This is a genomic window from Sphingomonas sp. LHG3443-2 (assembly GCF_049896405.1).
Lineage (GTDB): Bacteria > Pseudomonadota > Alphaproteobacteria > Sphingomonadales > Sphingomonadaceae > Sphingomicrobium.
The window spans coordinates 2285740-2309596 of record NZ_JAFCUG010000001.1 but is presented as its reverse complement, the minus strand read 5'-3'; the positions used below and the strand labels follow the sequence as shown (position 1 = coordinate 2309596).

The 23857-nt window shown below is 64.7% G+C and carries 19 protein-coding genes, 1 tRNA gene and 1 pseudogene; 9 read left to right on the top strand and 12 right to left on the bottom strand.

The window, feature by feature from the left end; genetic code table 11:
• Positions 1-27 precede the first annotated feature (27 nt).
• The 6 genes from ACP69Z_RS11555 to ACP69Z_RS11530 form a co-directional block, all read right to left on the bottom strand.
• Positions 28-1353: a PepSY-associated TM helix domain-containing protein gene (locus tag ACP69Z_RS11555; protein ID WP_426267628.1), complete on the bottom strand. Its 1326-nt coding sequence runs from the start codon at positions 1351-1353 to the stop codon at positions 28-30.
• Positions 1350-3347 carry a TonB-dependent receptor family protein gene (locus ACP69Z_RS11550; protein WP_426267627.1) on the bottom strand — a complete coding sequence of 666 codons (1998 nt, stop codon included), beginning with the start codon at positions 3345-3347 and terminating at the stop codon, positions 1350-1352. Before ACP69Z_RS11550 ends, ACP69Z_RS11555 begins: the two co-directional genes overlap by 4 nt.
• An 842-nt stretch (positions 3348-4189) precedes the next feature.
• Positions 4190-5059 (bottom strand): MlaD family protein, encoded by an 870-nt coding sequence (locus tag ACP69Z_RS11545; protein WP_426267626.1) that lies wholly within the window; start codon positions 5057-5059, stop codon positions 4190-4192.
• On the bottom strand, positions 5059-6540 hold the full coding sequence (locus tag ACP69Z_RS11540) for an efflux transporter outer membrane subunit (protein ID WP_426267625.1): 1482 nt from the start codon (positions 6538-6540) through the stop codon (positions 5059-5061). Before ACP69Z_RS11540 ends, ACP69Z_RS11545 begins: the two co-directional genes overlap by 1 nt.
• Positions 6541-6556: 16 nt before the next feature.
• Positions 6557-8119 carry a DHA2 family efflux MFS transporter permease subunit gene (locus ACP69Z_RS11535; protein ID WP_426267624.1) on the bottom strand — a complete coding sequence of 521 codons (1563 nt, stop codon included), beginning with the start codon at positions 8117-8119 and terminating at the stop codon, positions 6557-6559.
• Positions 8120-8124: 5 nt separating this feature from the next.
• Complete coding sequence (locus ACP69Z_RS11530) at positions 8125-9267, bottom strand: HlyD family secretion protein (protein ID WP_426268095.1); 1143 nt, start codon at positions 9265-9267, stop codon at positions 8125-8127.
• A 155-nt stretch (positions 9268-9422) separates the two neighbouring features.
• Here ACP69Z_RS11530 and ACP69Z_RS11525 point away from each other — a divergent pair, with 155 nt between their 5' ends.
• Together ACP69Z_RS11525 and ACP69Z_RS11520 are read left to right on the top strand one after the other, a co-directional pair.
• Positions 9423-9833, top strand: coding sequence for a MarR family winged helix-turn-helix transcriptional regulator (locus tag ACP69Z_RS11525; protein ID WP_426267623.1), 411 nt, complete (start codon positions 9423-9425; stop codon positions 9831-9833).
• Between the two features lie 2 nt (positions 9834-9835).
• Complete coding sequence (locus ACP69Z_RS11520) at positions 9836-11452, top strand: ABC1 kinase family protein (protein ID WP_426267622.1); 1617 nt, start codon at positions 9836-9838, stop codon at positions 11450-11452.
• Positions 11453-12030: 578 nt separating this feature from the next.
• Here the strand turns inward: ACP69Z_RS11520 and ACP69Z_RS11515 are convergent.
• Complete coding sequence (locus ACP69Z_RS11515; RefSeq protein ID WP_426267621.1) at positions 12031-12288, bottom strand: hypothetical protein; 258 nt, start codon at positions 12286-12288, stop codon at positions 12031-12033.
• A gap of 371 nt (positions 12289-12659) precedes the next feature.
• Between ACP69Z_RS11515 and ACP69Z_RS11510 the strand changes: the two genes are divergently transcribed.
• On the top strand, positions 12660-13145 hold the full coding sequence (locus ACP69Z_RS11510) for a hypothetical protein (RefSeq protein WP_426268117.1): 486 nt from the start codon (positions 12660-12662) through the stop codon (positions 13143-13145).
• A gap of 98 nt (positions 13146-13243) precedes the next feature.
• On the opposite strand, the pseudogene ACP69Z_RS11505 reads toward ACP69Z_RS11510, so the two are convergent.
• The 4 genes and pseudogenes from ACP69Z_RS11505 to ACP69Z_RS11490 form a co-directional block, all read right to left on the bottom strand.
• A pseudogene (locus ACP69Z_RS11505) lies at positions 13244-13393 on the bottom strand (DUF6538 domain-containing protein); the annotation flags it as partial.
• Between the two features lie 168 nt (positions 13394-13561).
• Positions 13562-13635: transfer RNA gene (locus ACP69Z_RS11500), tRNA-Gly, on the bottom strand.
• A gap of 101 nt (positions 13636-13736) precedes the next feature.
• Positions 13737-16283: a TonB-dependent receptor gene (locus ACP69Z_RS11495; protein ID WP_426267620.1), complete on the bottom strand. Its 2547-nt coding sequence runs from the start codon at positions 16281-16283 to the stop codon at positions 13737-13739.
• Positions 16284-16484: 201 nt separating this feature from the next.
• A complete protein-coding gene (locus tag ACP69Z_RS11490) occupies positions 16485-17141 on the bottom strand; it encodes a queuosine precursor transporter (protein WP_426267619.1) in 657 nt (218 codons plus the stop codon).
• Positions 17142-17247: 106 nt separating this feature from the next.
• Between ACP69Z_RS11490 and ACP69Z_RS11485 the strand changes: the two genes are divergently transcribed.
• The 6 genes from ACP69Z_RS11485 to ACP69Z_RS11460 all read left to right on the top strand — a co-directional run bounded on the left by ACP69Z_RS11485 (position 17248) and on the right by ACP69Z_RS11460 (position 23359).
• Complete coding sequence (locus tag ACP69Z_RS11485; RefSeq protein WP_426267618.1) at positions 17248-18012, top strand: SDR family oxidoreductase; 765 nt, start codon at positions 17248-17250, stop codon at positions 18010-18012.
• Between the two features lie 65 nt (positions 18013-18077).
• On the top strand, positions 18078-19070 hold the full coding sequence (locus tag ACP69Z_RS11480; RefSeq protein WP_426267617.1) for an adenosine kinase: 993 nt from the start codon (positions 18078-18080) through the stop codon (positions 19068-19070).
• On the top strand, positions 19067-19642 hold the full coding sequence (locus ACP69Z_RS11475; RefSeq protein ID WP_426267616.1) for a TIGR00730 family Rossman fold protein: 576 nt from the start codon (positions 19067-19069) through the stop codon (positions 19640-19642). The genes ACP69Z_RS11480 and ACP69Z_RS11475 overlap by 4 nt, the downstream gene beginning before the upstream one ends.
• A gap of 28 nt (positions 19643-19670) precedes the next feature.
• Positions 19671-20957 (top strand): NupC/NupG family nucleoside CNT transporter, encoded by a 1287-nt coding sequence (locus ACP69Z_RS11470; RefSeq protein WP_426267615.1) that lies wholly within the window; start codon positions 19671-19673, stop codon positions 20955-20957.
• A gap of 40 nt (positions 20958-20997) precedes the next feature.
• The gene (locus tag ACP69Z_RS11465; RefSeq protein ID WP_426267614.1) at positions 20998-21948 is read left to right on the top strand and encodes an isopenicillin N synthase family dioxygenase; all 951 of its coding nucleotides are present in this window, start codon (positions 20998-21000) and stop codon (positions 21946-21948) included.
• 364 nt (positions 21949-22312) lie between these two features.
• On the top strand, positions 22313-23359 hold the full coding sequence (locus ACP69Z_RS11460; RefSeq protein WP_426267613.1) for a hypothetical protein: 1047 nt from the start codon (positions 22313-22315) through the stop codon (positions 23357-23359).
• Here ACP69Z_RS11460 and ACP69Z_RS11455 read toward each other — a convergent pair.
• Positions 23356-23805, bottom strand: coding sequence for a cytidine deaminase (locus tag ACP69Z_RS11455; protein WP_426267612.1), 450 nt, complete (start codon positions 23803-23805; stop codon positions 23356-23358). The genes ACP69Z_RS11460 and ACP69Z_RS11455 overlap by 4 nt on opposite strands.
• Between the last annotated feature and the right edge of the window lie 52 nt (positions 23806-23857).

The following is a 23857-nucleotide window of genomic DNA, read 5'->3' as shown; positions in this document are numbered from 1 at the left end:
GGCGCTCCGACGAGAAAGCGGACATACCTAACCTCGCGACGCTGGACGTCGTTGAGCCCAAACCCGATCGAAGATCACGACGACGACCATGGTCGCGCCTGTGAGAGGGTACAGGATGCCTAGCACTGCGGCAGCTGCTGTCGCGACCTTACCACGATTGCGGTCCTTCGGCAGCGGTGGCGCGAGCAGCCGGCGTTGCACGCGGCGCTTCCACCAGAGCACGGGTGCGCTGACGCAGAGCAGCAGCAGCGAGAGGCACCCCGCCAGCATGATCCAGCGATTGGCCGGGCCATATTGCTGCCCCTGGTGGGTCGCGATGCCCCATTCTATCAGTTGCGCGCCCTTACCGAACTGAGCGTAGGAAGCATTCTGGAGGATGCGACCGCTGCTTGGTTCAACGTAGACGGCGCGGGCGTCCTCAGAACGGTTGATTACCCGCGTGAAGCTATACGGCTGCCCCACATCGAGAGGGAGGCTGATTGTCATGGGGGCACCGACGCCAGCACTACGGGCGACTGCGGCGGCTATGTCCACGCACACGTCCGACGAGCCGCTGGCCTGCGGCGGCGTTGCTTCCTGTAGGGCCCAAGGAAGGGCCTCTCGCCTAGCGGCTGCGGCGCCATGCTCATGGCCTCCGCCCCCGGCCTTGCCTATCTCCCACGGCTGCGGCCCGGGCCCCTTCGGCCGACCAAGGCCATTCTCAGCCACCATCCGCTGCACCTGAGCGCCCCAGAACACCGACCATGGCATGCCGGTCACCGCCAGAAACAGGACGATCCCGCCAGCGAGCACGCCCGTGCTGGCGTGGAGGTCGCGCCAGAAGCGGCGCTGACGTGGCGGTCCGCGCAGGGCCAGCGCCTTGTTGCTCCCTCGCGGCCACCACAGAACCAAGCCGGTGACGACAAGGACGATCGCCCAGCCTGCGGCGATCTCGATCAGCGCGTTGCCGAGGGTGCCGGTGATCACCAAGCTATGAAGGTCGCGGACCGTCTTCATGATCCCGCCGGCCTTGGTGCTGCCGAACACAGTGCCCGAGCCCGGGTCGACGAAGGCCGTGCGCGCCTCATCGCCGAGCTGCACCCGCATGCGCCAGCTTTCAGCGGTTGAGGCCGGCACCTCGACTTGAGTCACCTCGCCGCCCGTCTGCTCCTCGGCAGCAGCGATGAGGCGCGAGGCCGGTAAAGCCTCCCGCGTCGACGAGAGCGTGATCCAGTCCTTGTAGACCAGTCGCTCAATCTCCGGCTTGAACAGGTAAAGGCCGCCGGTCACTGCCAGCCAGGCGAGGAAAGGCAGCGCGATCAGCCCGGCGTAGAAGTGCCAGCGCCAGAAGGCGCGATAGAGATCATTGCTCATCGCCGCCCCCCAAACCGCTGGCGGACTCCGATCGAGAAGGAGCGGCGTTCAACCGGATAGAAGATTGCGCTGCTCTCGTTGTTGTTCGGCGTCGCTGGATTGTCGAAGGCGTAGCGCACCACGGCGCTGATATCGCCGGCGGTCTTCTTGTTGGTGAGGTTCCGGAGGTCGGCAAAGAACTCCGTGTCCTTCGAGAGCGAGACCGAGCCCCCGAGATTGAACAGGGTGTAGCCGTTCGTCCGGAAGGTGTTGGCGTAATCCGCCCAGGCGCCCTGCGGCACCCACTCGATGCCAGGAGTGATCCCCCAGGCATCGGGTCCAAGCCGGACCTGCGCCCGGACGAGGTGCTTGGGAATGACCGGCAGGCGATTGTCTCCGAATTGGCGGTCACCGTCGAAGCGGAAGTCGTTGAACTGATAGGTGGAGCTCAGCTTGGCCCACGGCCTCACCGGCAGCTCCAGCCCGGCTTCGATTCCCTGATGGATCGTTCGGTCGGCGTTGAAGGTCGACGCAGGAATGTCGGGGCCGATGTTGAACTGCAGCAGTTCGTTGCGGGCACCGGCCCGATAGGCGCTGAAGTCGAGCATGACCGGCCCGATCTGCCCTCGCATCCCGACTTCGCGCGTCCAGGCATGCTGCGCCTGTAGCGGCACGAAGCTGGCCACCTGGGCAAGTTCGATGAACCCCGGCAGCTCGTGGCTGCGGCTGACGTTGGCATAGAGCTGAAGCTGGGGCCGAGCCTCCCACAGTAGGCCGAAGCGCGGCGAGAACTCGTCATAGCTCGCCGAGCCTGTGGCCTTGGTGGGCAAGATCTGATCCTGACGGCGCTTCCCGCTGGTGTAGACGCCCCCCGCGATTGCGATCAGGCCGCTTCCGAGGCCAATCCGCCCTTCACCATAGATGTCGATCGTCCGGGCAGTCTGGTCGGCCTCGAAGGTCTTGGCGCCGCGCTTGCCGTTCACATTGACGAAGCGCTTGGCGTCTACGTCGCCGAAGCGAGCGGTAACGCCAGTCAGCAGCTGAAGCGGTCCTTTTGTCCACCCGACCCGTCCGAATAGACCGCGATCGACCGAGTCCTGATCAACCACCTGGAAAATCGGATGGTAGAGGCTCTTCACATTGATGAAGGCACCGCCCTCGAGATCGACATCGCCCACCGTGAAGGTGGTGCGGTTCTGAAGGCGGAGCGAGTCGATGTCGCGCGCCTGATTGCCGAAGAAGCTGCCGGTCTTCGGACGCGTCCGCACCGTGTCGTAGGTGAGCGAACCCGGTAGCTCCTGCCGCAGGCGATTGGCACCGACGTAGAAGCGGGTCTGTAGCCCTTCGGACGGCTGCCAACCGAGATTGCCGTTGAAGCGCAGGCCGCTGCGGCGAGCATGCTCCCGGTCGCCATCGCTGCGATCGCCGTTGATTGCGACCCAGCCGTCCAGCTCCTCATTAGCGAAGCCGTAGGAGCCGAGCGCTCGTATGGTGTCGAACGAACCGCCGTCGGCGCGTAGCCGGACGTCATTCGACGTGCGTCCTGTAGGCGTGACGCCGTTGATGGCCCCGCCGAGCGTGGTCCCGCCGAAACGGAAGGCATTGGCTCCGCGAAAGACCTCCAGCCGGTCTAAGACGGCCGGATCGAGCTCCTGAAAGTCGCCGTTGTCGTCGGCGAGATTGATGGGGATGCCGTCCTGTAGCAGCGTCAGGCCGCGCATGTGATAGCCACGGCTGATGCCCGATCCTCGGATCGAAAGGCGTATCTCCTGACCGAAGCGCGGCTGGGCGTAGACACCGGGCGAGAAGGCCAGGGCCTCGCGGAGCGAGACGGCGGCCTTGTTGGCGAACTCATCGGCGGTGACGAGGTCGGTTCCGCCTGGGCGACCCTTCACTTCGGCAGCGCCTTCGGGAAGGCGGGTTCCGGTAACGACGATGGTGGGCGGCTGAGCGTCCTCTTCGGATAGCTCAGCGGTGGCAAGCGCGGCCGCACTTGCCAGGAGAGTAACAAGCATTGGTGAGATCCTGACAGAATAGAGGACCGGCGAGACTGCGCCGGCGGATAGCGTGTCAGGTTCTGTGCGGAGGTCCCGTGCTCGGCGGGGGAGGTGCGGCGAGGCCTTGTCCAACGCGCGCCAAGGCGAATGTAAAGCCTAAAGCTGGTGGCGAAACAGTAAGATTGACGATCGCCGGGGTCGGGGGAAGCGGGATAGACAAAGCCGATGCGGCGAAGGTGCAGGGAGCCGAATGGTCGGTCTTCCTTTCTTTGTCATGCTTGCCACTGGCACCAGGGCTGGCGTGCGGAATGACCCCGTGATCGTCATGAGCGCTTGGCGAGCTCATGCTCTCGTGATCGCTGCCACTATTCGCTGGCGCACTGCTGTCGGTGAAGCCTGAACACAGGATCAACCGAAGACCCTGCGCGTCCGCCACCGGCATCCAACCGACCGGCACCAAGGCACGGGCAAGCAGGCCCATTCCTAGAAGGACGAGCCACAGCTGGCGCGGAGCCCCTAGGCTTGCAAGCCGAGTCACGCCGCGGCCTTAGCTCGTTCGCTTAGGCTTGCCCATGTGACAGAATGTCCGCATCGCTCGCCTAGCGCCGAGCAGGAACCAGTCCGCTTGCGGCCACAAGCAGCCGTTGAGCAGGGAAGGTCCGCTTAGCGCCCATGCAGGTCGTTGATAGAATCGCTAAGGGCACCCGATAGCAGACCCTGCAATCCTCGCCGCTAAGATTGGAGGTGCCGGATTGAGGGCATGCACACTGCCGCTGAAGGGCGCTCAATCCACATGCTGCCGAGAAGAAAACGTTCACAATTTGTCGTGCTTACACCGCCGCACGACGCCACAGGCAAGATTATCTTCGTTCTAATCTGTCAGCTTTCTCGCCAAGGTCTTGCACCGGTTTACGGATATCTTGGATGTCCCGTTCTACCCCATCGGCTTGCTCGTCGAGTCGGCGGACCGAACTGCGCTGCTGCTGGACTGCTTGTCCTACTTGATCGGCCTGATTGCCGGCGTTGCGGATCGAGCGCCTGACATTTGCGATGTCGTCACGGCTCGAGACCACGTCGCGCTCAAGCTTTTCGGCGCTGCGAGCAAAGCTGTTGATACCCTCGCTTGCTCCGCGCACCTGCTCAGGGCGCACGCTACCCAACAGCCGCTCTACACCCTGCTGCCATTCTGCTGTCGAACGCCGGGTCTGGTCCAGCTTCCTTGCCGCGTCAGCCTGGCCCGTCTGATCAAGCGCCCGAACCGCACGGTCGAGCGTCTGCGACACCTGCACTGCTTTCGCGGCAGGATCGGTGGCGGTCCCGCCCTGGACGGCGGCAATCGTGCCCACGATGTCCTCATCAGGCGGGTTGATCAACGGTCCGTCGGTTGATGGCAGGAGCACCAGGACTGCGGAGCCATCGAGCAGTGACCGGCTGATGTCCGCTCGAAAGCCGGCGCGCACCGGCAGATCAGTGTCGAGCGCTACTTCGACGGTGGGCCCGCCAACTTCGCCGGCCGACAGATAGATCTTATCTACCCGGCCGACCCGAACCCCGGACATGGTCACCGGCCCTCCGACTGCCAAGCCCGAAACACTTTGGTTGAAGGAGATCCTGTACTTCGCACCATAGGTGCTTGTCCCGGCACCGATGTACCAGGCGAAGAAGATCAGTCCGACAACCAACAGCCCGCAAACGATGGCGACGAGCAAACGGTTGGACCGTGTTTCCATCAGTTGCCAAGTCTCGCGGGCACCACCGGAGGTGCCCAGCCTAGTCCAAGCGACTTCTGCACGGCGATGTAACTGCCGGTGAGCGCCGCAGTGGCACCTCGCAGGTTCTGCTCAGCAAGGGTCAACTGGCGCTTCGCTTCCAGTAGTTCGGCACGGGCCGTGGTTCCGGCGTTGAACCGCTGCCGGGTCAGCCTGGCCTGGCGCTCCGCGGAGGCTCGGACGTCTGCGAGCGCTGCCACCTGGCGTCGCTGCTGTCCGAAGCGGGCAAGGGAGTTTTCCGCATCCTGAAGGGCACCGAGCACTGCCTGCCGGTAGCGCGCCTCGGCTTCCTCGAGACCGCTCCTTGCCTGCCTCACACGAGACGCATTGCGACCGAAATCGAGAAATTGCCACTGGATCTGCGGAATGGCGATGGCGCTGATGTTGCCGAGATCGAACAAGTCACCCGGCTTGGTGCCACCAAGCCCAAGGATCCCCATGAAGCTGATCCGGGGGAAGCGCAGGGCTTCGGCGACCCCGATCCGCGCTGTCGCTGCGGCAAGGTTGCGCTCGGCGGCGCGCACGTCTGGGCGACGCTGAAGCAATTCGGCAGGATTTCCGACCGACACGACCGCCGGCGGAAGCGGTACTTCGGCCGGAGCAGCCAACAGCCCGTCGACACTGCCAGGGGCGCTGCCGGTCAGGGTCGCCAAGGCGTTGAGATACACGTCCCTTTCGGCTTCGGCGGCTGCGACTTCGGCCTCAGTGCCCCGGAGAGCGACCTGCGCACGCTCGACCTCGTAGGCAGCGGTGGTCCCGCGCTGGAAGCGTTGCCGGGCGGTCGCAACGGCTTGCTCTTGAAGCGCCCGAGCGCGGCCCAGAGTGTCGATCCGGTTCTGCCGTTCGCGCAGATTGACATAGGCCTGACCAACCTCCGCTGTCAGCTGCACCTGAGCGTCGATCGCGTTTGCCTCGGCCGCCCCGAGCTGGGCGTTGAGGCTCTCGATCTGGCGGCGCGAGGCGCCGGCGAACTCCAGCTCCCAGTTGGCGTTCAGGCCAAGATTGAAGAAGTTGAGGGACGAAATGTCGTCTGATCCGCCCTCCGCTGGCGGAGCGCCGGCAGAGCTGCCGTTGTTGTCCGTGCCAAGGTCGACGCCCGGCAACTCGGCGCGCACGTAGGTGCCCTGCGCCGCGACGGTAGGATAGCGGTTCGCCTGTTCCTGACGCACCGACTCGCGAGCCTGGCCAATCCGCGCCCGCGCGATGTCGAGCGACGGATTGCTGCTGAGCGCCCGCGTCTGCAACTCGGTAAGGACTGGGTCGCCGAACTGCGTCCACCACGAAGACAGTCTGGGCGACTCTGGGGTGACCAAGCCCCCGCCCCGGACGAAGTTTGCGGAAGGTGTCGCCGCACCAAGAGTTCCCGGACCCTTGTAGTCAGGTCCCGAGGTGCAGCCGGCGAGCAGAAGGGCGGCAGTAAGGGCAATCAGCGGGAAGCGCATCTCGATCCTTTGGGCATCAATGCATTGACAGCGACATCCCCTTGGGAAGCGGTCGCAGGAACAGGACAAGGGGAACCGACAGCGTGGTAATGATGGTCATGCCGAAGAAGATGTCGTTGTAGGACATGACAAAGGCCTCGCGCTGAATGGTACCAGCAAGAGTCCGAAAGGCCGCCTCGAGACTGCCGAGCGACTGCTGGAGCCCGCCGAGGTAGGACTGGACGTCCCAACCGTTGGCATTGAGCGACTCCTCCATCCGCCGGCTGTGCAGCCAGCTGCGCTGGTCCTGCACGGTCGCCAGCCCTGCAAGCGCGAAAGACCCTCCCAGATTGCGCGCGGCGTTGAAGATTCCGGAAGCATCACCGGCATCTTCCTTGGTGACCGATGCTACGGTCGCCTGGTTCAGGAACAGCATGCAGAAGACGATGCCCACGCCCCGCATCAGCTGGCCCGGGATGAAGTGAGAGCCGGCGGTCTCGGCGGTCAGGCCGGCGCTGATCCAGCCGCTCCAGGCGATGATGGCCAGGCCGCCACCCACTGCAATGCGGATGTCGAGCCTGGGAATGAGGAAGGGGACGATCGGCATCAGCAGAAGCGCTGGAAGCCCCATGTAGAAGATGATCCACCCGGTCTGAAGCGCATTGTAGTCGGCAATGATCGCGAGAAACTGCGGAATGACATAAGTCGTGCCGTACAGCACCATGCCGAGCACGAGACCCATCACCACCACGCTGCCGAACTGCCGGTTGAAGATGAGGCTGAGCTTCAGCACCGGCTTGCGGGCAGTCAGTTGGCCCCAGGCCAGCATGGCGAAGCCAAGCAGGGTCATGATGGTCAACTGAACGATCAGGGTGGATTCGAACCACTCCTCGCGATGTCCTTCTTCTAGCACGACGGTCAGGCCGCCCAAACCGAGGATCATCCCGGCAATGCCGAACCAGTCGGCGAAGCGCAGATAATCCCAGTCAGGCTTTTGGTGCGGCAGGCCGAGCAGCAGCAGCAGCAGCAGCACGGCACAAACCGGCACGTTGACGAAGAAGGCATAATGCCAGCTGAGGTTCTCGGTCAGCCAGCCGCCCAACAGCGGGCCCACCACCGGACCCAGGATGACGGTGACTCCGAACAAGGCCATGCCGATTGGCTGCTGCCGGGCAGGCAGACGGGTGGCGACGATAGTCATGGCGGTTGGGATCAGCGCGCCACCCATCAGTCCCTGGCCGGCCCGGCCAATGATCATGGTGGTGAGGTCAGTGGCAATTCCGCACAGCATCGAAAAGGCGGTGAACATCACGACGGCGATCAGCAGCAGCGTGCGCAAGCCCAGCAATCGCTCCAGCCAGGCGCTCAGCGGGATGATGATGATCTCCGCGACCAGGAATGACGTCGCGATCCAGGTGCCCTCCGATCCAGACGCCCCGATCTCGCCCTGAATGGTGGGCAGCGCGGAATTGACGATCGACACGTCGAGGGTGGCGAGCAGCGCGCCGAGGCTGCCTGCCGCAACGGCGAGCCAGGCAGATAGATCGGCCCGTTCCTCTCCCCGTCGGGCAGGAATGGAGGAGGCGGCGGCGGTCGCCATCGGGTCTAGCGACGCCCTTCCTGCGCCTGACGCACGCGTTCCAGCTCGCCCTTCGCGCCGCGCGTATCCACCGTCACGTGGACCGACATGCCCGGTATCAGCAGCCGGCGGACTTCAGGCCCGGCCTGGATCGCGATCCGCACCGGAATTCGCTGCACGATCTTGGTGAAGTTGCCGGTCGCATTCTGCGGCGGAAGCACGGAGAATTGCGCGCCTGTCCCGGGCGCGAAGCTGCCAACGCGGCCGGTCAGCTCGAGGTCCGGAAGGGCGTCCACTTCAACGCGGACCGGCTGGCCCGCCCGCATTAGCCCGACCTGCGTTTCCTTGAAGTTCGCCTCGATGTAGAGCTGCTGCGTCGGAACGATGGTCATCAGCCGCGTTCCAGGCTGCACGAATTGACCGACGCGGACCGCCAGATCTCCGACGCGGCCCGCGATGCTCGAGCGAAGGACTGTCGATTCCAGGGTCACGTTGGCCGCTTCGAGCTGAGCCTCAGCGGCGCGGCCCTGCGAGCGGGCTTGCTCGACTTGGGTGCGCAGGGTGCCGAAACGGCGCTGCGCCGCCAGCAGGTCGGCCTGTCGGGTCGCCAGCTGTGCACGAGCCTGCTGCTGCTGCTGAATTAGCTGGTCCAAACGCTCGCGGGGCTCCGCGCCGGAGGCCGCCAGGGGGCGGTAGCGAGCGACTTCACGACTGGCGAAAGCGAGGTCAGCCTGCGCTGCCGCCAATTGGGCCTGAGCCCGCTCCGCCGATGCCTGTTGTTCGGCAATCTGCGCCTGGACGGTGTTCGCGCTCGCCCGTGCCGCTTCGATCTGAGCCTGCAACTGGGAGGTCTGGGCGCGGTAATCACGATTGTCGAGCAGAGCGAGCTGCTGGCCCTGACGGACTTCCGCATTCTCCTGGACAAACACCCGCTCGACGTAACCGCCGACCCGGGGCGCAACGATCACGCTGTCGGCCTGAACAAAGGCGTCGTTCGTGCTCTGTTGGTATTTGCCGTAGCTTTCGTTCTGCAGATACCACCACAGGACGCCGCCCGCCACGATGACAGCCAAAATCAGCAGGCCGAGACGCACCTTGGGATTCGACAAGGGCGAGCTGCGCTTCTCCTCCCCAGTGTCGGCCGCAACGTCACCCGACTGGGTCACCATGTCCATTTGGGTCCTCGATCAAGACTCGTTCGTTTGAAGCGGCGCATTGCACCAAACTATATTCTGCCGCAATACCATTTGATATGGCACCTCAGCATCGACCCCTAATCGAAATTGCAAAGCAGTTTGCCTGGACTTACCTGCGACTTCAGCGGATGCTGGATCGCTGCCTAGCCGGGTCGGAGGCGTCGGTCGCGCGGATCCGGCTGCTCGCTTATGTCGCGGACGGACCCAAGCGCTCGACCGACATTGCTTCCTTCTTCGGTCACGCGCCGCGCACCGTCACCGAAGCGATCGATGCGCTCGAAGCGGCAGGACAGTTGAAACGCCGGATTGTTCCCCAGGACCGCCGGATCAAGCTGGTCGAACTGACCCCCGCCGGCCGCGAGGTGCTGAACCGCGCGCAGCCGGAATATGAGCGCCTGCTGGCCGAAACGGTGGGAACGCTGGACTCGTCCGAACTGGCCGGACTGGACGGCGCTCTATGCAAGCTGTCCCAGCGGATCGAAGCCATGGAAGCCGAACTCGCCGGCCCTCGCGAGCGGTCCCAGCCGGAGCAAAGGTGAACATGAACGAGCGAAGCTCAGCCGGAGCCGTCACCCCTCGCACCATGGGCGAGCGGGAGCGCTTTGGCCAGATCGTCGGGATCTTCGGCCGGCACGGGCTGCGCGGCCTGGCGTCTCGCCTCGGTCTTTCCGGCGGGCGCGACGAGGAGATGGAAACAGCCCGCCCTGAAGCGGTGGTCGCCGTGCTTCGCGACCTCGGCCCGGTGGCGGTCAAGTTCGGCCAGATCCTGGCGATGCGCAGCGATCTTCTCGGCCCCGACTGGATCCGCGCACTATCGACCCTGCAGGACCGGGTTCCCGCACTGCCATTTGATCGCATCCGACCCGCAGTCGAGGAGGCGATCGGCGGGCCGCTCGACAGCTATTTTGCAAGCTTCAATCCCGAACCCATTGCCGCCGCTTCGATCGCGCAGGTCCATGCTGCGACCCTGCCGTCTGGAGAGCGCGTGATCGTCAAGGTCCGCCGACCGGGGATCGAGCGAACGGTCGATGCCGACCTGCGGCTGCTCCGCCGCCTGGCGCGCACCGCCGAAAAGCGCATTCCCGAAATCGCCCGGATGAAGCCCGACGAACTGCTGCGCTATTTCGCCGAAAGCCTCGACCGGGAAATGGACCTGTCCGCCGAAGGCCGGGCAAGCGATTCGATCGGCGCCTTCCTCGCCGGCCTCGGAGTGCGGACGGCGCGGTTCGAGTGGGAGCTGACCGGGCGCCGGGTCAACGTCCAGGAACGGCTGGAGGCGATCCCCGCCACCGACCTTGCCACCGCGCGAGAGCGGGGAATCGACCTCACAAAAGTCGCCCGCACCTACGCCCAAGCCGTGCTTCGGATGATCATCTTCAACGGTCAGTTCCATGCCGACCCGCACCCCGGCAATGTGCTGATATTTCCGGACGGAAGCATCGGGTTCATCGACTTCGGAGCGGTCGGCACCCTGCTTCCCCGCCGGCGGGAGGAACTGGTCCGGCTGGCCCTCGCCATCGCGGCCGATGATCCGGCCGGCGTGGTCGATGTGCTGATGGTCTGGGCCGGCGATCCGCCGGTCGACCGCATCCGGCTGGAATTCGAGCTGGCGGCGCTGATCGACGAATTTCGCAACGTGGTTCTGGAGCAGGTCGACCTCGCCCGCATCTTCAACCAGGTGTTCGGCCTGCTGAGGGACTTCGAACTGGCGCTTCCGCCCGACCTTGCGCTTGTGCTTCGGACCCTGCTCACCGCCGAGGGCTTCGTCCGTCGTATCGACCCAGCCTTCGACATCGGCGGCGAGCTGGCGCCGATCGCCCGCCAATTGGTGAGCCAGCGCACCAGCCCCGCCCGGCTAGCCAGGGAGGGGCGCAAGCTGGCGGCTGCGCTCGGCCGGGCGGCGCTCAGCGCGCCCGAGCTTATCGGACAGGTGGAGAAGGTGGCCCGCACCGGCAGTCTGCCGGTCAGCCTCGATCCGCGAACGATCGAACAGCTTGGTCCGCGACGCTCCTCGCACGTGCGGTCCGATCCCCAACTGCTGCCCGCCGCCTTGATCGTCGCCGGAGCCATTCTGGCAGGAACCGAACCGCTGCTGGGCCTGGCAAGCGGTAGCCTGGCAGTCGGCCTGCTCGTCTTCGGGCGCCTGCGCAAGTCGTAAGGATGCTCGGGCAAAACGGGGCGTGCTCCACCTAGTTTCTGCCAGCACTCATTTCGAGCAACTCCGCATATGGTGCAATTTTGGCACGATGCTTTTGCTAGGATCGTTCTCGAAATTACCCGCAAGCCCAAGCACTGGCAGCGATGACGCTTTTGAGACCGTGCAGGCTTATGGACTCCGTCTTCGCCAAGCGGCAGCAAGCGCAGTAAGCGTCCGCATGTGACTGCTAGCTCCTCATAAGCAGACGGTCTTTTGTCGGCCACAAGCGGAAATTGGTGAGACACCCAAATCTGGCCGAGATGCGCTGTTCGAGAGGGCAGGGCGGTTGCCGAGTTCGCTTAGCGCCCTTCTCCGGTGATCTTGACGCGACCACTCGACCTCGGCTGACCAACTAACGCCGGCAAGGGGTGCTAAGCGGCCACCACGCATCGAAATGAACAAGCGTCCGAGGATGCAAGGAACGAGCAGAGGCATGCGCTACGTTCCCGAAGAAAATCGGGCGTACACCCCTAGCGGGCACACGAAGTGGCAGTAAACCTAGCGGGATGAGTGACGCGGAAGCGATAAGCGAGATTACGCTAGACGACTTTGCAAGGCGCTTCTCCATGCGCCCGGCGAAGCTCATGTGGTTCCTCGGCGCAGGCGCTCCGCCGCCGCAGGAATCCAAACGGCTCCCTCCACTGGTTGATCAGTTTGATAATGGTGGCGAGCCCACTGTCGCAGTCGAGTGCATCTTGAAGCTCTCGGCCCGTAAATCGATCGGGATCTTTGCCGTCGGCAACTTCTCTGTCGCAGTAAGCTGCGACCTCTTCATAGGTTACGTTTGCCTTGCGCATGTTCATACTCCCTGTTCAGAACATTCTGAACAGCCTTGTCCTGCAAATCAGATGCAGGTGGAGTAGAACCAGCCGGCATCACGCCACGATAGTGAACGTGATCTTTCTAGTAGGTCCGTCTTCTACTTTTTTGCGAGCCGACTGCTCATTTTTTCACGTGCCGGGGCATCGAGTTCAGCAAGAGAATGGAAAAGCGACAGTCGCTGATAGCTCTGAGGGACTCCTGATCAAGGAGAACGATCTTGAATTACCCTGATAAGCTGTGTGTGCTGAGCCCGCACATCGTAACGCTGCGCTTGCCAACAAGTTTTGCCAGCCAGTAACAGTTAGCCGTCTATTTGCGAGCCTTCGCGACACTGACGTTCATCAGAGTGGATGACGGACGCTTCAGCTTCCACGAGCTGTCCAGGCACGACGAATACGGCGATCAGTCCGTGAAAGTGCTCATTGCGCTCTGCAGCGTCCTTGACGTCTGCGAGGCTTCGCTGGCGGCCTTTCGCCTGAATGACTTGGCGGATTCTCTCGTGCGTGTCCCGGAGGGGTGTGAGCTGAAAGTCCCGGGCAAGGCTGCCCTCGTGCACTTTCGCAATGCGATGCTGCGGCAGCCAATTAACGCTGCCTCGCTCGACAAGGATGGCGGGATGCCGACCCTGCAGCGAACAGCGTTGGCTCATGATCTGCCGGCCGAATGGGAGAAGCCGAGTGCGGGCTACAACCCCGCACGATTGCGTTCGCAGCTGACCGCTCGCAGCCAGGCCATGTGGCTGGCCATCGCCGCGGATCGGCTCCCGCCAGACGAGATGCGGATCGCGGAGGAGGACTTTCTCACCTGGAAGGCGGAGCAGTTGGCCGACTGAGACGCCAGCCCACTCACCACGACCCTGTTCGACAAGGCCCGCCTGGCGGTGAGATCCGTTCGACCCTTGTGAACTAGCACCAACCCCTCCCATGCGACGGACAACTGCGCCCCCCGTCGCCGGGCTGTCAGCGGGTCCGAGGTCCCCAGACTGATGGTTATAGGTTGAGATTGCCGAAACGGCACAGGCAGCCGGCGTCTGTAGGAGTAGCGGGCACCTCGGCGCCGCAGATAGGAGGCGTGGGACATGGGTCGGCCTTTCGGCTGCCGTCCCGATGATCCCTGCTGCGGCGGACGATCGGCGCCGACCCGTGCCAGCCTGCCACTTGGTGTGACAAGCAGGTGCTACAGCCCGGCACCCCGCGGGAGTGCACCGGGACGCAGCAAAGGCGGACTTCTGCTGATGCCGGTCGAAAGTGGAGCGGGTAGCGGGAATCGAACCCGCGCGTTCAGCTTGGGAAGCTGACAGGCTACCATTACATCATACCCGCTCAAGGGCTGGGCGGGCGATTGCCACAGCTTGGCGCGCAAGAAAAGAGGCGCCACGGTTTCCCGCGACGCCTCCCGTCTGCTTTCGTTTCGAAGCCGTGGCTTAGAAATCGAGGCCGATCGTCGCCTGGAAGGTGCGCGGGGCACCGACCGAGAAGCGGGGACCGCCGGCAAGGTTGTTGGTCGTGTTGATGTTGCCGAAGTAATACTTGTCGAACAGATTGATCACGCTGCCGCGCAGGTACAGGCCCTCGCGGAGCATATCCAAGTTGGCGCGGACGTCGCCGTCGACGATGAAGTAGCTGTCGGTGCGGCCGTTGGTGGCAATCGGCAGGTTGCCGACCGCCGGGAGCGCGCCAACGCGACCATTGTCGTCGGTCGAGTAACGCTTGCCGGTCCACTTCGCCTGAACGCCGAACGACAGGAAGCTGATGTCCTGCTGGGCACGGCCACCGAAGCTCCACCGCGGGGTCTCGGTGAACTCGGCACCCTTGGTCAGCACGACGGCACAGGTGGTGCCCACCGTGGTGCCGGCGATGCAGCCCGAGCCACCAGCCGCGCCAAGGACGTTGTCCTTGATCTTCGAGTTGATGTGCGAGGCATAGGCGTACAGCGTCGTGCCGGGCGCCACGCGGTAGCTGACCTGGCCGTCGAAGCCGTAAGCGCGGGCGTCGCCCACGTTGCGGTCAAGCGTCGCGCCGAAGGTCTGGCTCGCCGGATCGAGATCCTGCGCTGTGACGATGCGGTTCTTGTAATCGACATAATAAGTCGCGAGCTGCGCCTGCAGCGGACCCGAGCGGTAGCGATAACCGAACTCGTAGCTGTTGGTCGTCTCCGGCTTTACGTCGATTCCGACCGAACGATACAGGTTATCGGTCGAGGGCGACGAGAAGTTCTTGCCGTAGCTGACATACAGCTGGTGGCCGCCGGCAAAGTCGTACGACAGGCCGCCCGAGGGAAGCAGCGGGCTGTACTTCACCGTGCGCGAGAACGGCGCGTAAACGGCGTTGCTCGGAATCGGGACGGTCGGGCTGCGCGGGGTGTTGGGATCGATGATCACCAGGCCCGACGGCACGGTTTCGGTGGTGCAGCGAACGTTGCCGCTCGACACCTGGGTGAAGCAATACTGGTTCAGCTCACGGCGGAACCACGGCGCACGCAGACCGATGGTGGCGGTCAGGCGGTTGTCGAGAAAACGGCCGAAATATTCGGCGCTGAGCTGCTGCAGCTGAGCGATCGACTTGCGGTCGCGGTTCTGCAGGACGGTGTTGTCCGCCGTGTAGATGCGGGCCGCATTGTTATACTTGCCGCCGAACACGTCGATGGTGTCGCCGTTCTCGAGCACCTTGCCGAATTCGCCGGTCTGCCGGTGGCGGCCACGATCGAAGGTGTAGGCAACGCGAACGCGCTGGCTGTCGGTCACTTCGTAGACCAGCGACGACAGCAGGGTGTAGCGGTTGGTGCGGGTGTTGCTCGGCTGGTAGACGCGAACGGTGTCGCGCACGTCGCCGTCGCCGTTCAGGTCGACGCCCGCGGCAGTCGCCGGGTTGCGGCCACGAAGGCGGCTGTCGGTCTCGCTCAGCGTGGTGGTGCCGCCGCCGTTCGCGATGATGTGCTGATAGCCGGGGTCCGCCGTCAGGATCAGGCCCGGCGCCAGGGTGTAGCGGAACTGGCCACGGAAGTTGCCGGTGTCCGACGGGTTGATGCGCAGGTTGTAATAGTTGGTGCAGGTCGACGGAGCGAGGCCCGGAACGTTGGTCACGGTGGTCGAGCTCGACCCGTCGTTGTCCGCAACGCCGGCGGTCGGCAGGTCGCGGGCGCACTGCGCGATGTTATCGAAGTAAGGATCGGTGATGTAGTCGCTCACCAGGCCGCTGTTGTAGCTGTTGTTGCGGTTGGTGTTGTAGTGCCACGCGATGCTGGCGAAGTCGCCGTTGGTGCCGAGCGGCTGATACAGGCGAGCATTGGCCTGCTGCTTCTCGAGATCGCCGGGGCCCTTGAACTTGTCATACTTCTGGGTCGAGCCGGCGATGAACGCGCGGGTGCCCGAGCTGGTCAGTTCGCCGGTTTCGAGCATGCCGAAGAAGCGGCTGTAATCAAAGCTGCCGATTGCCGCCTTGGCAAGGCCGCCGAGTTCCTTGGCCGGAACGCGGGTGCGGTAGCTGACAACGCCGCCCGCGGCCGACGGGGTCGGCGAGTCGACGTCGGTGGTGCCGAGGTTCACCGACACCTGGTCGATGATTTCCTGGTCCATCTGCTGGTTCGAGAAGATGGCGTAGTTGCCGGTGTCGTTCAGCGGCAGGCCGTCGAACAGCAGGGCGACGCGGTTGCCCGGGAAGCCGCGAATACGCAGGTTACCGCCCGACGAACCATACGGATCGCTGTTGGTGAAGTTGACGCCCGGGATGAGGTTGATCGACTGCAGGATCGACTGGCCTTCGGACTGGCGAACCAGCACTTCGTTGGTCAGGATCGAGCGGGTCTTGGGAACGTCGGGAACGACCACGCCGCCAACGCCGCGGGTGCGGGTGCCGGTGACGATCACGGTCTCGGCAGTGGCTTCGGTGGCATCCGTACCGGTCGACTGGGCAAAAGCAGCAGTCGGCACAAAAGCGGCCGCTGTCGAGCAGAGCAGAAGGAGCTTCTTCACGTGGGGTTCCCCGATGTAATTATGTGAATGACTGACGCGTGTTCGTGCAGTTCATCGGGGCGGCTAGAGTTGGATTAAGACAAAAAGGTGACGCCCCGAGGGATGCCACCAACTGCCTTCACCACTGTTGTTGCAATGCAACATCTAACCGGTCGCCACCCCGCGACTCGGGCGAGGGAAGAGCAGGTTAACCGCTGTTTTTCAAGCCGCAGAGCGGTCCATCGAGCGTCCGAGCTTCACGAACATCAGGATGAGTGGCGGAACGAACACAATCGACAGCACGACCTTGGACAGCATCTGCCCGGCGAGCAGCGCGCCGATCGGAAACACGCCGTAGAAGGCCACGGTAATGAAGATCAGCGTATCGACGATCTGGCTGAGCGCCGAAGCGACGGCCGAGCGGAAATAGAGCAGGCGCGATCCTTCGCGGCCTTTAAGCGCCGAGAAGATGGTGACGTTGAGCACCTGGCTGGTGCCGTAGGCAACGAGGCCGGCCAGCCAGATCCTGAGATTCGAACCCATGATCGTTTCAAACGCGGCAAGCCGCTCGGCTTCCATCTTGTCCGATGCTGGAAGCGCCAGCACGAGCACGGTCAGTGCGGCAGACATCAGCAGGGGGACGAAGCCCCACACCACCAGCTTGTTGGCAATTGCGCGGCCGTGCAGCTCGGCCACCGCGCTCGACGTCACCACCAGCAGCAGGAAGGCGAAGATGCCGGCTTCCACCGCCAACGGTCCAAGCGCCACCTGCTTGTTGCCGAGCACGCCGGCGATGCAGACCATGCCGCCATAGAAGATGCCAAAGGCGAACAGCGAAGGCGCGATGAGGCGGCTGGACGGAGCAGTGTCGGCGTTCATGAGCGGGGAGGGGTAGCGGCTCGGGCAGGAAGTGCAACTGCCTGTCTTGCGGGAGGAGTAGGCGAGGACCACCTGCGCGGTTCAGGCAAGCAAGGATCAGGGCGCGATGAAGACCAGCGGCAACACCATTTTCCTTACTGGCGGCGGTTCGGGCATCGGCCGTGCGCTGGCGCAACGCTGGCATGACGCTGGAAACACGGTGGTGGTGGCGGGACGCAATACCGACACGCTGGCAGAAACAGCGGCGGGCCGGGCAGGCATCCACGTCGAGCGTCTTGATGTCGATGATGTGGCTAGCCTCAAGAACAATGTCGCGGCGATCCTGGAGCGGCATCCCGAGATCAACGTGCTGGTGAATAATGCCGGCATCATGCGGTTCGAGAAGCTGGACGGCGCGCGGGGGTTGGCCGATGCGGAAGCAACCATTGCGACCAACCTCCTGGGTCCGATCCGGCTGACCGATGCTTTGATCGACCATCTCCTCGGCAAGGAGGATGCGGCGATCGTCAACGTGACGTCGGGTCTTGCCTTTGTGCCACTCATCACGACACCGACGTACAGCGCAACCAAGGCCGGCATTCACAGCTACACGGTAGCGCTACGCGAGGCTTTGCGCGGACGGGTCGAGGTGATCGAGCTGGCGCCGCCGGGTGTGCAGACCGACCTGACGCCGGGTCAATCAAATCGGCCCGGCTATCAGCCTCTCGACGATTTCGCCGACGAAGTGATGGCGCTGTTCGCGAAAGCGCCGACGCCCGAAGAAATCCTGGTCAAGAATGTGCAGGGCTTCCGCCATGCCGAGCGCGACGGCAAGGTTGCCGAGCTCGTCACCATGCTGGCCGAGCGGTCGCGGGCGAACGGCGCGCAGTAAGGGACCGCTGGGCGGGCGGCGGCGAGGTTGACCCCGCCCGCGCGGGTCCTTAACCGCCCGCCTTCGTGACTTCCCCGCCCCACGCCACCGACATCCTCGCCATGGGCGACGCGCTGGTCGACGTCATCGCGACCTGCGACGACGACTTCCTGACCCGCTTCGACCTGCCCAAGGGCGCGATGCAATTGCTCGATCCGGCCGAGGCGCTGGTGCTGTACGATGCGATGGGCAGCGCGCGCGAGACGAGCGGCGGGTCGGCGGCCAACAGCATGGCCGGCGCTGCCGCGTGCGGTGCCAGCGTCGCGTTCGTCGGGCAGGTCGCGAAGGATCAGCTCGGCACCATCTTCACCCACGACATGCGCGCGCTCGGCGTTCGCTTCGAAACGCCGCCGCTCGAGGACGGGCCGCCGACCGGGCGCTGCCTCATCCTGGTCACGCCAGACGGCGAGCGGACCATGAACACCTCGCCCGGCGCCGCCCATTGTCTGGCCGCGGGGGCGGTGGACGAAGACGCCGTCCGCGCCGCCTCGATCCTGTATCTCGAAGGCTATCTGTTCGGGCCGGAGCTGTGCCGCCAGGCGATGTTCCGCGCGATCGATATCGCCCACTCCGCCGAGCGGACCGTCGCCTTCACCCTGTCCGAGAGCGTCTGCCTGCCGGGCCGGAAGGAGCCGCTCCAGAAGCTGATCGCGGCGGGCGGCATCGACCTCATCTTCGCCAACGAAAGCGAAGCGTTGCAGCTGGCCGGCGCGTCCGACCTCGACAGCGCGATCGAGCGTTTGTCGACGCAGGTGAAGACGTTGGTGTTCACGCGCGGGCCGGCCGGCGCCGTTGCTTATGAAGGCGGCACCCTGACCGAAGTGCCGGCCATTTCCGTGCCGCAGGTGGTCGACACCACGGGGGCGGGCGATCTGTTCGCCGCCGGCTTCCTCGCCGCGCGGTGCAAGGGGCATCCGATCGATCGTCAGCTGATGACCGGCGGCATCGCGGCAGCCGAAGTGATCAGTCATTTCGGTGCCCGCCCGGTCGCCGATCTTGCCGAACTGGTGAAGCTATGAGCATCCGCCGAATCGCCGTTTATTGCGGCTCCACCCCCGGCAACGATCCGGTCTTCGCCGAGGCGGCGGTTGCGCTGGTCCGCGAAATGGCGGCGCGCAAGATCGATCTCGTCTATGGCGGCGGCCGGCTGGGCCTGATGGGCCTGATCGCGGACACCATGCTTGAGGCAGGTGGCGAAGTGCATGGCGTCATCCCCGCCGCGCTGGTCGACAAGGAAGTCGCCCATCTTGGTCTGACCGAATTGCATCAGGTCGCCGGGATGCACGAGCGCAAAGCCAAGATGACCGAGCTGTGCGACGCGTTTGTCTGCCTACCGGGCGGCATCGGCACGCTGGACGAATTGTTCGAAGCCTGGACCTGGAATGCGCTCGGCTATCACGCCAAGCCATTCTGCCTTCTCAATGTTCAGGGTTTCTGGACCGGGCTGGGCGACTTCATGGACCATGTGTCGGCCTCGGGCTTCCTTAGCGAAGGCCGCCGCCGGCAGTTGCTGATGGCCGACACGCCGGCGCAAGCCATCGACAGGCTGGACGAAGCCGCCGCAAACGCTACGCAAGGCATGGTCTGGTAAATACGCCGGGGGGCGGGAAAGCATCACGATGAATCAGTTTTTCGGGCTGCTCGGCATTGCCGCCATTCTTCTGGTCGCTTTCCTGCTGTCGAGCGACAAGCGCGCGATCCGGCCGCGTGTGGTGCTTGCGTCTTTCGCGCTGCAGGCGGTGATCGCGTATCTGGTGCTGAATAACAGCGTCGGCCGGGCGGTGATCCAGGGCATGGCCACCGGCGTGTCCAACCTGCTCGGCTATGCGGGCGAGGGAACGGCGTTCCTGTTCGGGCCGAAGGACAATAATCCGGCGCTCTACAACACGTTTGCTTTGGGCGCGCTGCCGGTGATCATCTTCTTCGCGGCGTTAGTGTCGATCCTTTATTACCTCGGCATCATGCAACGCGTGGTGCGCTGGGTCGGCGGGGCGATCGGCTGGGCGACCGGCATCGGCCGCGTCGAGGCTCTGGGCTCGGCCGCCAACATCTTCGTCGGCCAGTCGGAAAGCCCGCTGGTCGTGCGGCCCTATCTTGCCGCGCTGCCGCCGGCCAAGCTGTTCACCCTGATGGTGGTCGGCATGGCGGGTGTCGCGGGCACCATCCTCGCGGCCTACGCCAGCCTGCTCGGCGACCGCTACCTGCCGTTCCTCCTCGCCGCCGCCTTCATGAGCGCGCCGGGCGGGATCCTGATGGCCAAGCTCCTGATGCCCGACCCGGTCGAGCCGGTCGCCTCGCCGACCACCGGTGAAGCGCTGGCCGAAGCCGGGCCGCCCGCCGAGACGGTGCAGATCGCCGAAACCTTTGAGGAGGGCGAGAAGCCCGCCAACATCATCATGGCCGCCGCCCAGGGCGCGCAGACCGGCGTCAAGCTGGCGGTCGCGGTCGGCGCCATGGTGCTGGCCTTCGTCGCCCTGGTCGCGCTCGCCAACGGCATCCTTGGCGGGGTTGGTGGCTGGTTCGGCTTGCAGGGCCTGAGCTTCCAGCAGCTGGTCGGCTACGTCTTCCAGCCGATCATGTACCTGATCGGTGTGCCGTGGAACGAGGCGGGGATCGCCGGCGGCCTGTTCGGGACCAAGATCGTCCTCAACGAATTCGTGGCTTTCATCGCTTTGGGCGATGCGGCTGGACCGGCTGCGGCGCTGAGCGATCGCAGCCGCGCCATTGTCACGTTCGCGTTGTGCGGTTTTGCCAATTTCTCGTCCATCGCGATCCAGATGGCGGTGACCGGCGGGCTTGCACCCAACCAGCGGCCGGTGATCGCGCGGCTTGGCCTCAAGGCGCTGCTGGCAGGCAGCCTCGCCAACCTGATGAGCGCGGCGCTGGCGGGGATCATGCTGCCCTGAAGTCTTGGCGGAACAGTCGCTTCGGCGTAGAGGCGGGGTCATGACGACCGATACGCTCACCGCCGACAACATTGCCTCCGTCAGCCTCAAGGAGGCCGACGCCGACCGCGACGCCTTCGCCCAGCACCTGGGCCGAAGCTTCGAGGAATATGGCTTTGCCGTCCTCGCCGACCACGGTATCCCCGACGACCTGATCGCCCGGGCCGAGCAAAAGGCGAAGGAGTTCTTCGCGCTGCCCGAGGAGACCAAGCGCAAGTACGCGCTCGGCAGCGGCGGGGCGCGGGGCTACACGCCGTTCGGGATCGAGACGGCCAAGGGCGCCAAGGCGCATGATCTGAAGGAATTCTGGCACGTCGGGCGCGAGCTTGCCGCAGGTCACAACTTCCGCGACGTAATGGCCGACAATGTGTGGCCGTCCGAAGTGCCGGGGTTCAAGGAAACCTTCCTCGAGCTCTACGACACCTTTGACCGGACGGGCGTGACGGTGCTCAAGGCGATCGCGCGCTACCTTGGGATCGACGAGGATTATTTCACCGACACTGTCCGCGACGGTAATTCGGTGCTCCGCCTGCTGCACTATCCGCCGCAGAAGGAAGCGACCGGCGAGCATATCCGTGCCGGGGCGCATGAGGATATCAACACCATCACCCTGCTCCTCGGCGCTGAGGAAGCGGGCCTGGAGCTCAAGACCCGCGACGGGCGCTGGATCCCGGTCAGCCCGAAGCCTGGCGAACTGGTGATCAACATCGGCGACATGCTGCAGCGGCTGACCAACGGGAAGCTCCGTTCGACCCCGCACCGGGTGGTCAATCCGGCCCCGGACCGGGCCTCGAACGCGCGCTACTCGATGCCCTTCTTCCTGCACTTCCGCCCCGATTTCACCATCGAGGCGCTGCCCGGCACCGTGCCGGCGGGTGAGGAGCCCAAGTGGCCGCCGATCAGCAGCCACGACTATCTTCTGGAGCGGCTGCGCGAGATCAAGCTCGCCTGAACCAGCCACCCGGCGAAGTTCACGAAGTTCACATAGGGCGGAGGTCTGAAAAAGTCTTCCGTCTTATGCCTAGCAACCACGACTCCGAACCGGCGAAGGATGCTTCGGCTAACCGCCGCAGTACGTAGATCAGTCCAGTTCCTACATAGCAAGCATGGCGAATGGGGAGTGTCGACCGGGCGCCGTCGGGACACGTCACTGCCGCGCGTCTAAGCCGCACGGGCGTTGGTCGAAGCGTTCGGCGGTCGGTCGATGGGACGTCCACCTGCGTCGCAAGACGGATGACGGGCAACCGCGGTCGACCTCATGCCAGCGTCAAGGGCCCGCACGCGCAATTGCTCGTGCGATACAGGGATTCTCACCGTTGTCAGACCAAGCATGGCTCGCGCAGAACCCGATCGACGTCAGCCAGTTTCCGGTCGACGTGGATGTGGAGGGCGGCAGCTTCTTCTTTCGCGAGGTCACCAGGGAAAGCCTCGCCCGAACCGCCTTTCTTGACGGGCGAACATCGTTCTGGACGGGCGAGAGCACGGCACGCCCCGCACGGGGGATTTCCGTTCCGAGCGACCCTCCCGCGATGCGGCTGATCCTCCACACCGGCTTTTGCGGGTCGACCCTTCTGGCAAGCGTGCTCGACCAGCCGGGCCGGGCGCTGGTGCTGCGTGAGCCGCACGTGCTGGCCGCGCTGGCGGAGCAGACGAGGGACGAGCCGAGCGCCGAACCCTTGTTGTGGAAGGCGTGTCATCTCCTGTCCCGCCGCTTCAGCGCGCACGAAGCGGTGGTGATCAAGCCGACCAACTGGTTCAACTCGCTGGTCTCGCTGATCGCAGTGGAGCCGACGAGCGTGCACCCGGTTTTCCTCTCCTCGACCAGCCGTGAGTATCTGACCGCGGCGTTCCGCGGCGGGAACGAGCGGATCGGTTTCCTTGTCCGGCTGGCCGGGCACCTCGCAAAGCGGGTGCCGCAGGGGGCTGCCTTGTGGCAGGCGGCGGCCGCGTCAGAGCTGGAGCCGCTGGAGCGGGCGGCGCGGATCGTCCTGCTTGCCCGCAGCCTTCAGCATGGGCTGTTCAGCCGCGCGCAGCGGCAGGGGAATTGGAAGGCGGATCGCTGGATCAGCTTTGCGGACTTGAAGGACGATCTCGCCGGAACCGCGTGGAAGGTAAGCCGGCTGCTCGAGCTCGACCTTGATCGTGACGCGCTGGAGCAGCGTTGTGCAGAGTTGGCCAACCGCAACGCCAAGTCGGTTGGAGCGGCTTATTCGGCGGAGCGGCGGCGGGCGGAGGACGAGGACGTTTGGTCGCTCCACCGCGGCCGGTTCGAGGCGGCGCAGCGCTGGGCTTCCGAGGCGCTTGCCGACGATGCGCCCGGTGCCGGGGGTAGCAGCGCAGCGATGGCGGGCGTCGCCGCTTAACCGGGCGAGGCGTCGCTGAGGCTGGCCGGGCCGAAGCCGTGCGGAATGAGGGTGGAGAGCGTGAGCCGCTCGACCCTGGTGCCGTCGCCGCTGGCGCACAGGATCTCGAAATCCCGGCCGGCGAGGTGGCTGGCTTCCAGCAAGGCCTGGCGGCAGCCGCCGCACGGCGTGACGCTCTGATCGCCGGTGAGCACTTCACCCGAACCGTTGCCGCCGGCGACTGCGATGCGCGCGATCTGGCCCAGGCCGAATACGTGCTGGGCAGTGGTAAGCGCGCTTTGTTCGGCGCAGATGCCGAGGCGATAGCAGGCGTTTTCCATATTGGCGCCGGTGACGAGCGTGCCGTCGGTGCTGAGGATCGCGCAGCCGACTGAATAGCCAGAGTAAGGGGCATAGGCCTTGAGCGCGGCGGTGCGGGCGGCTTCGATGAGGTCGGCGTCGGTCATGGGGGTGTGCCTAGCCTCGCAGTCGTCTTTCGTCATCCGAATCGTCATTGCG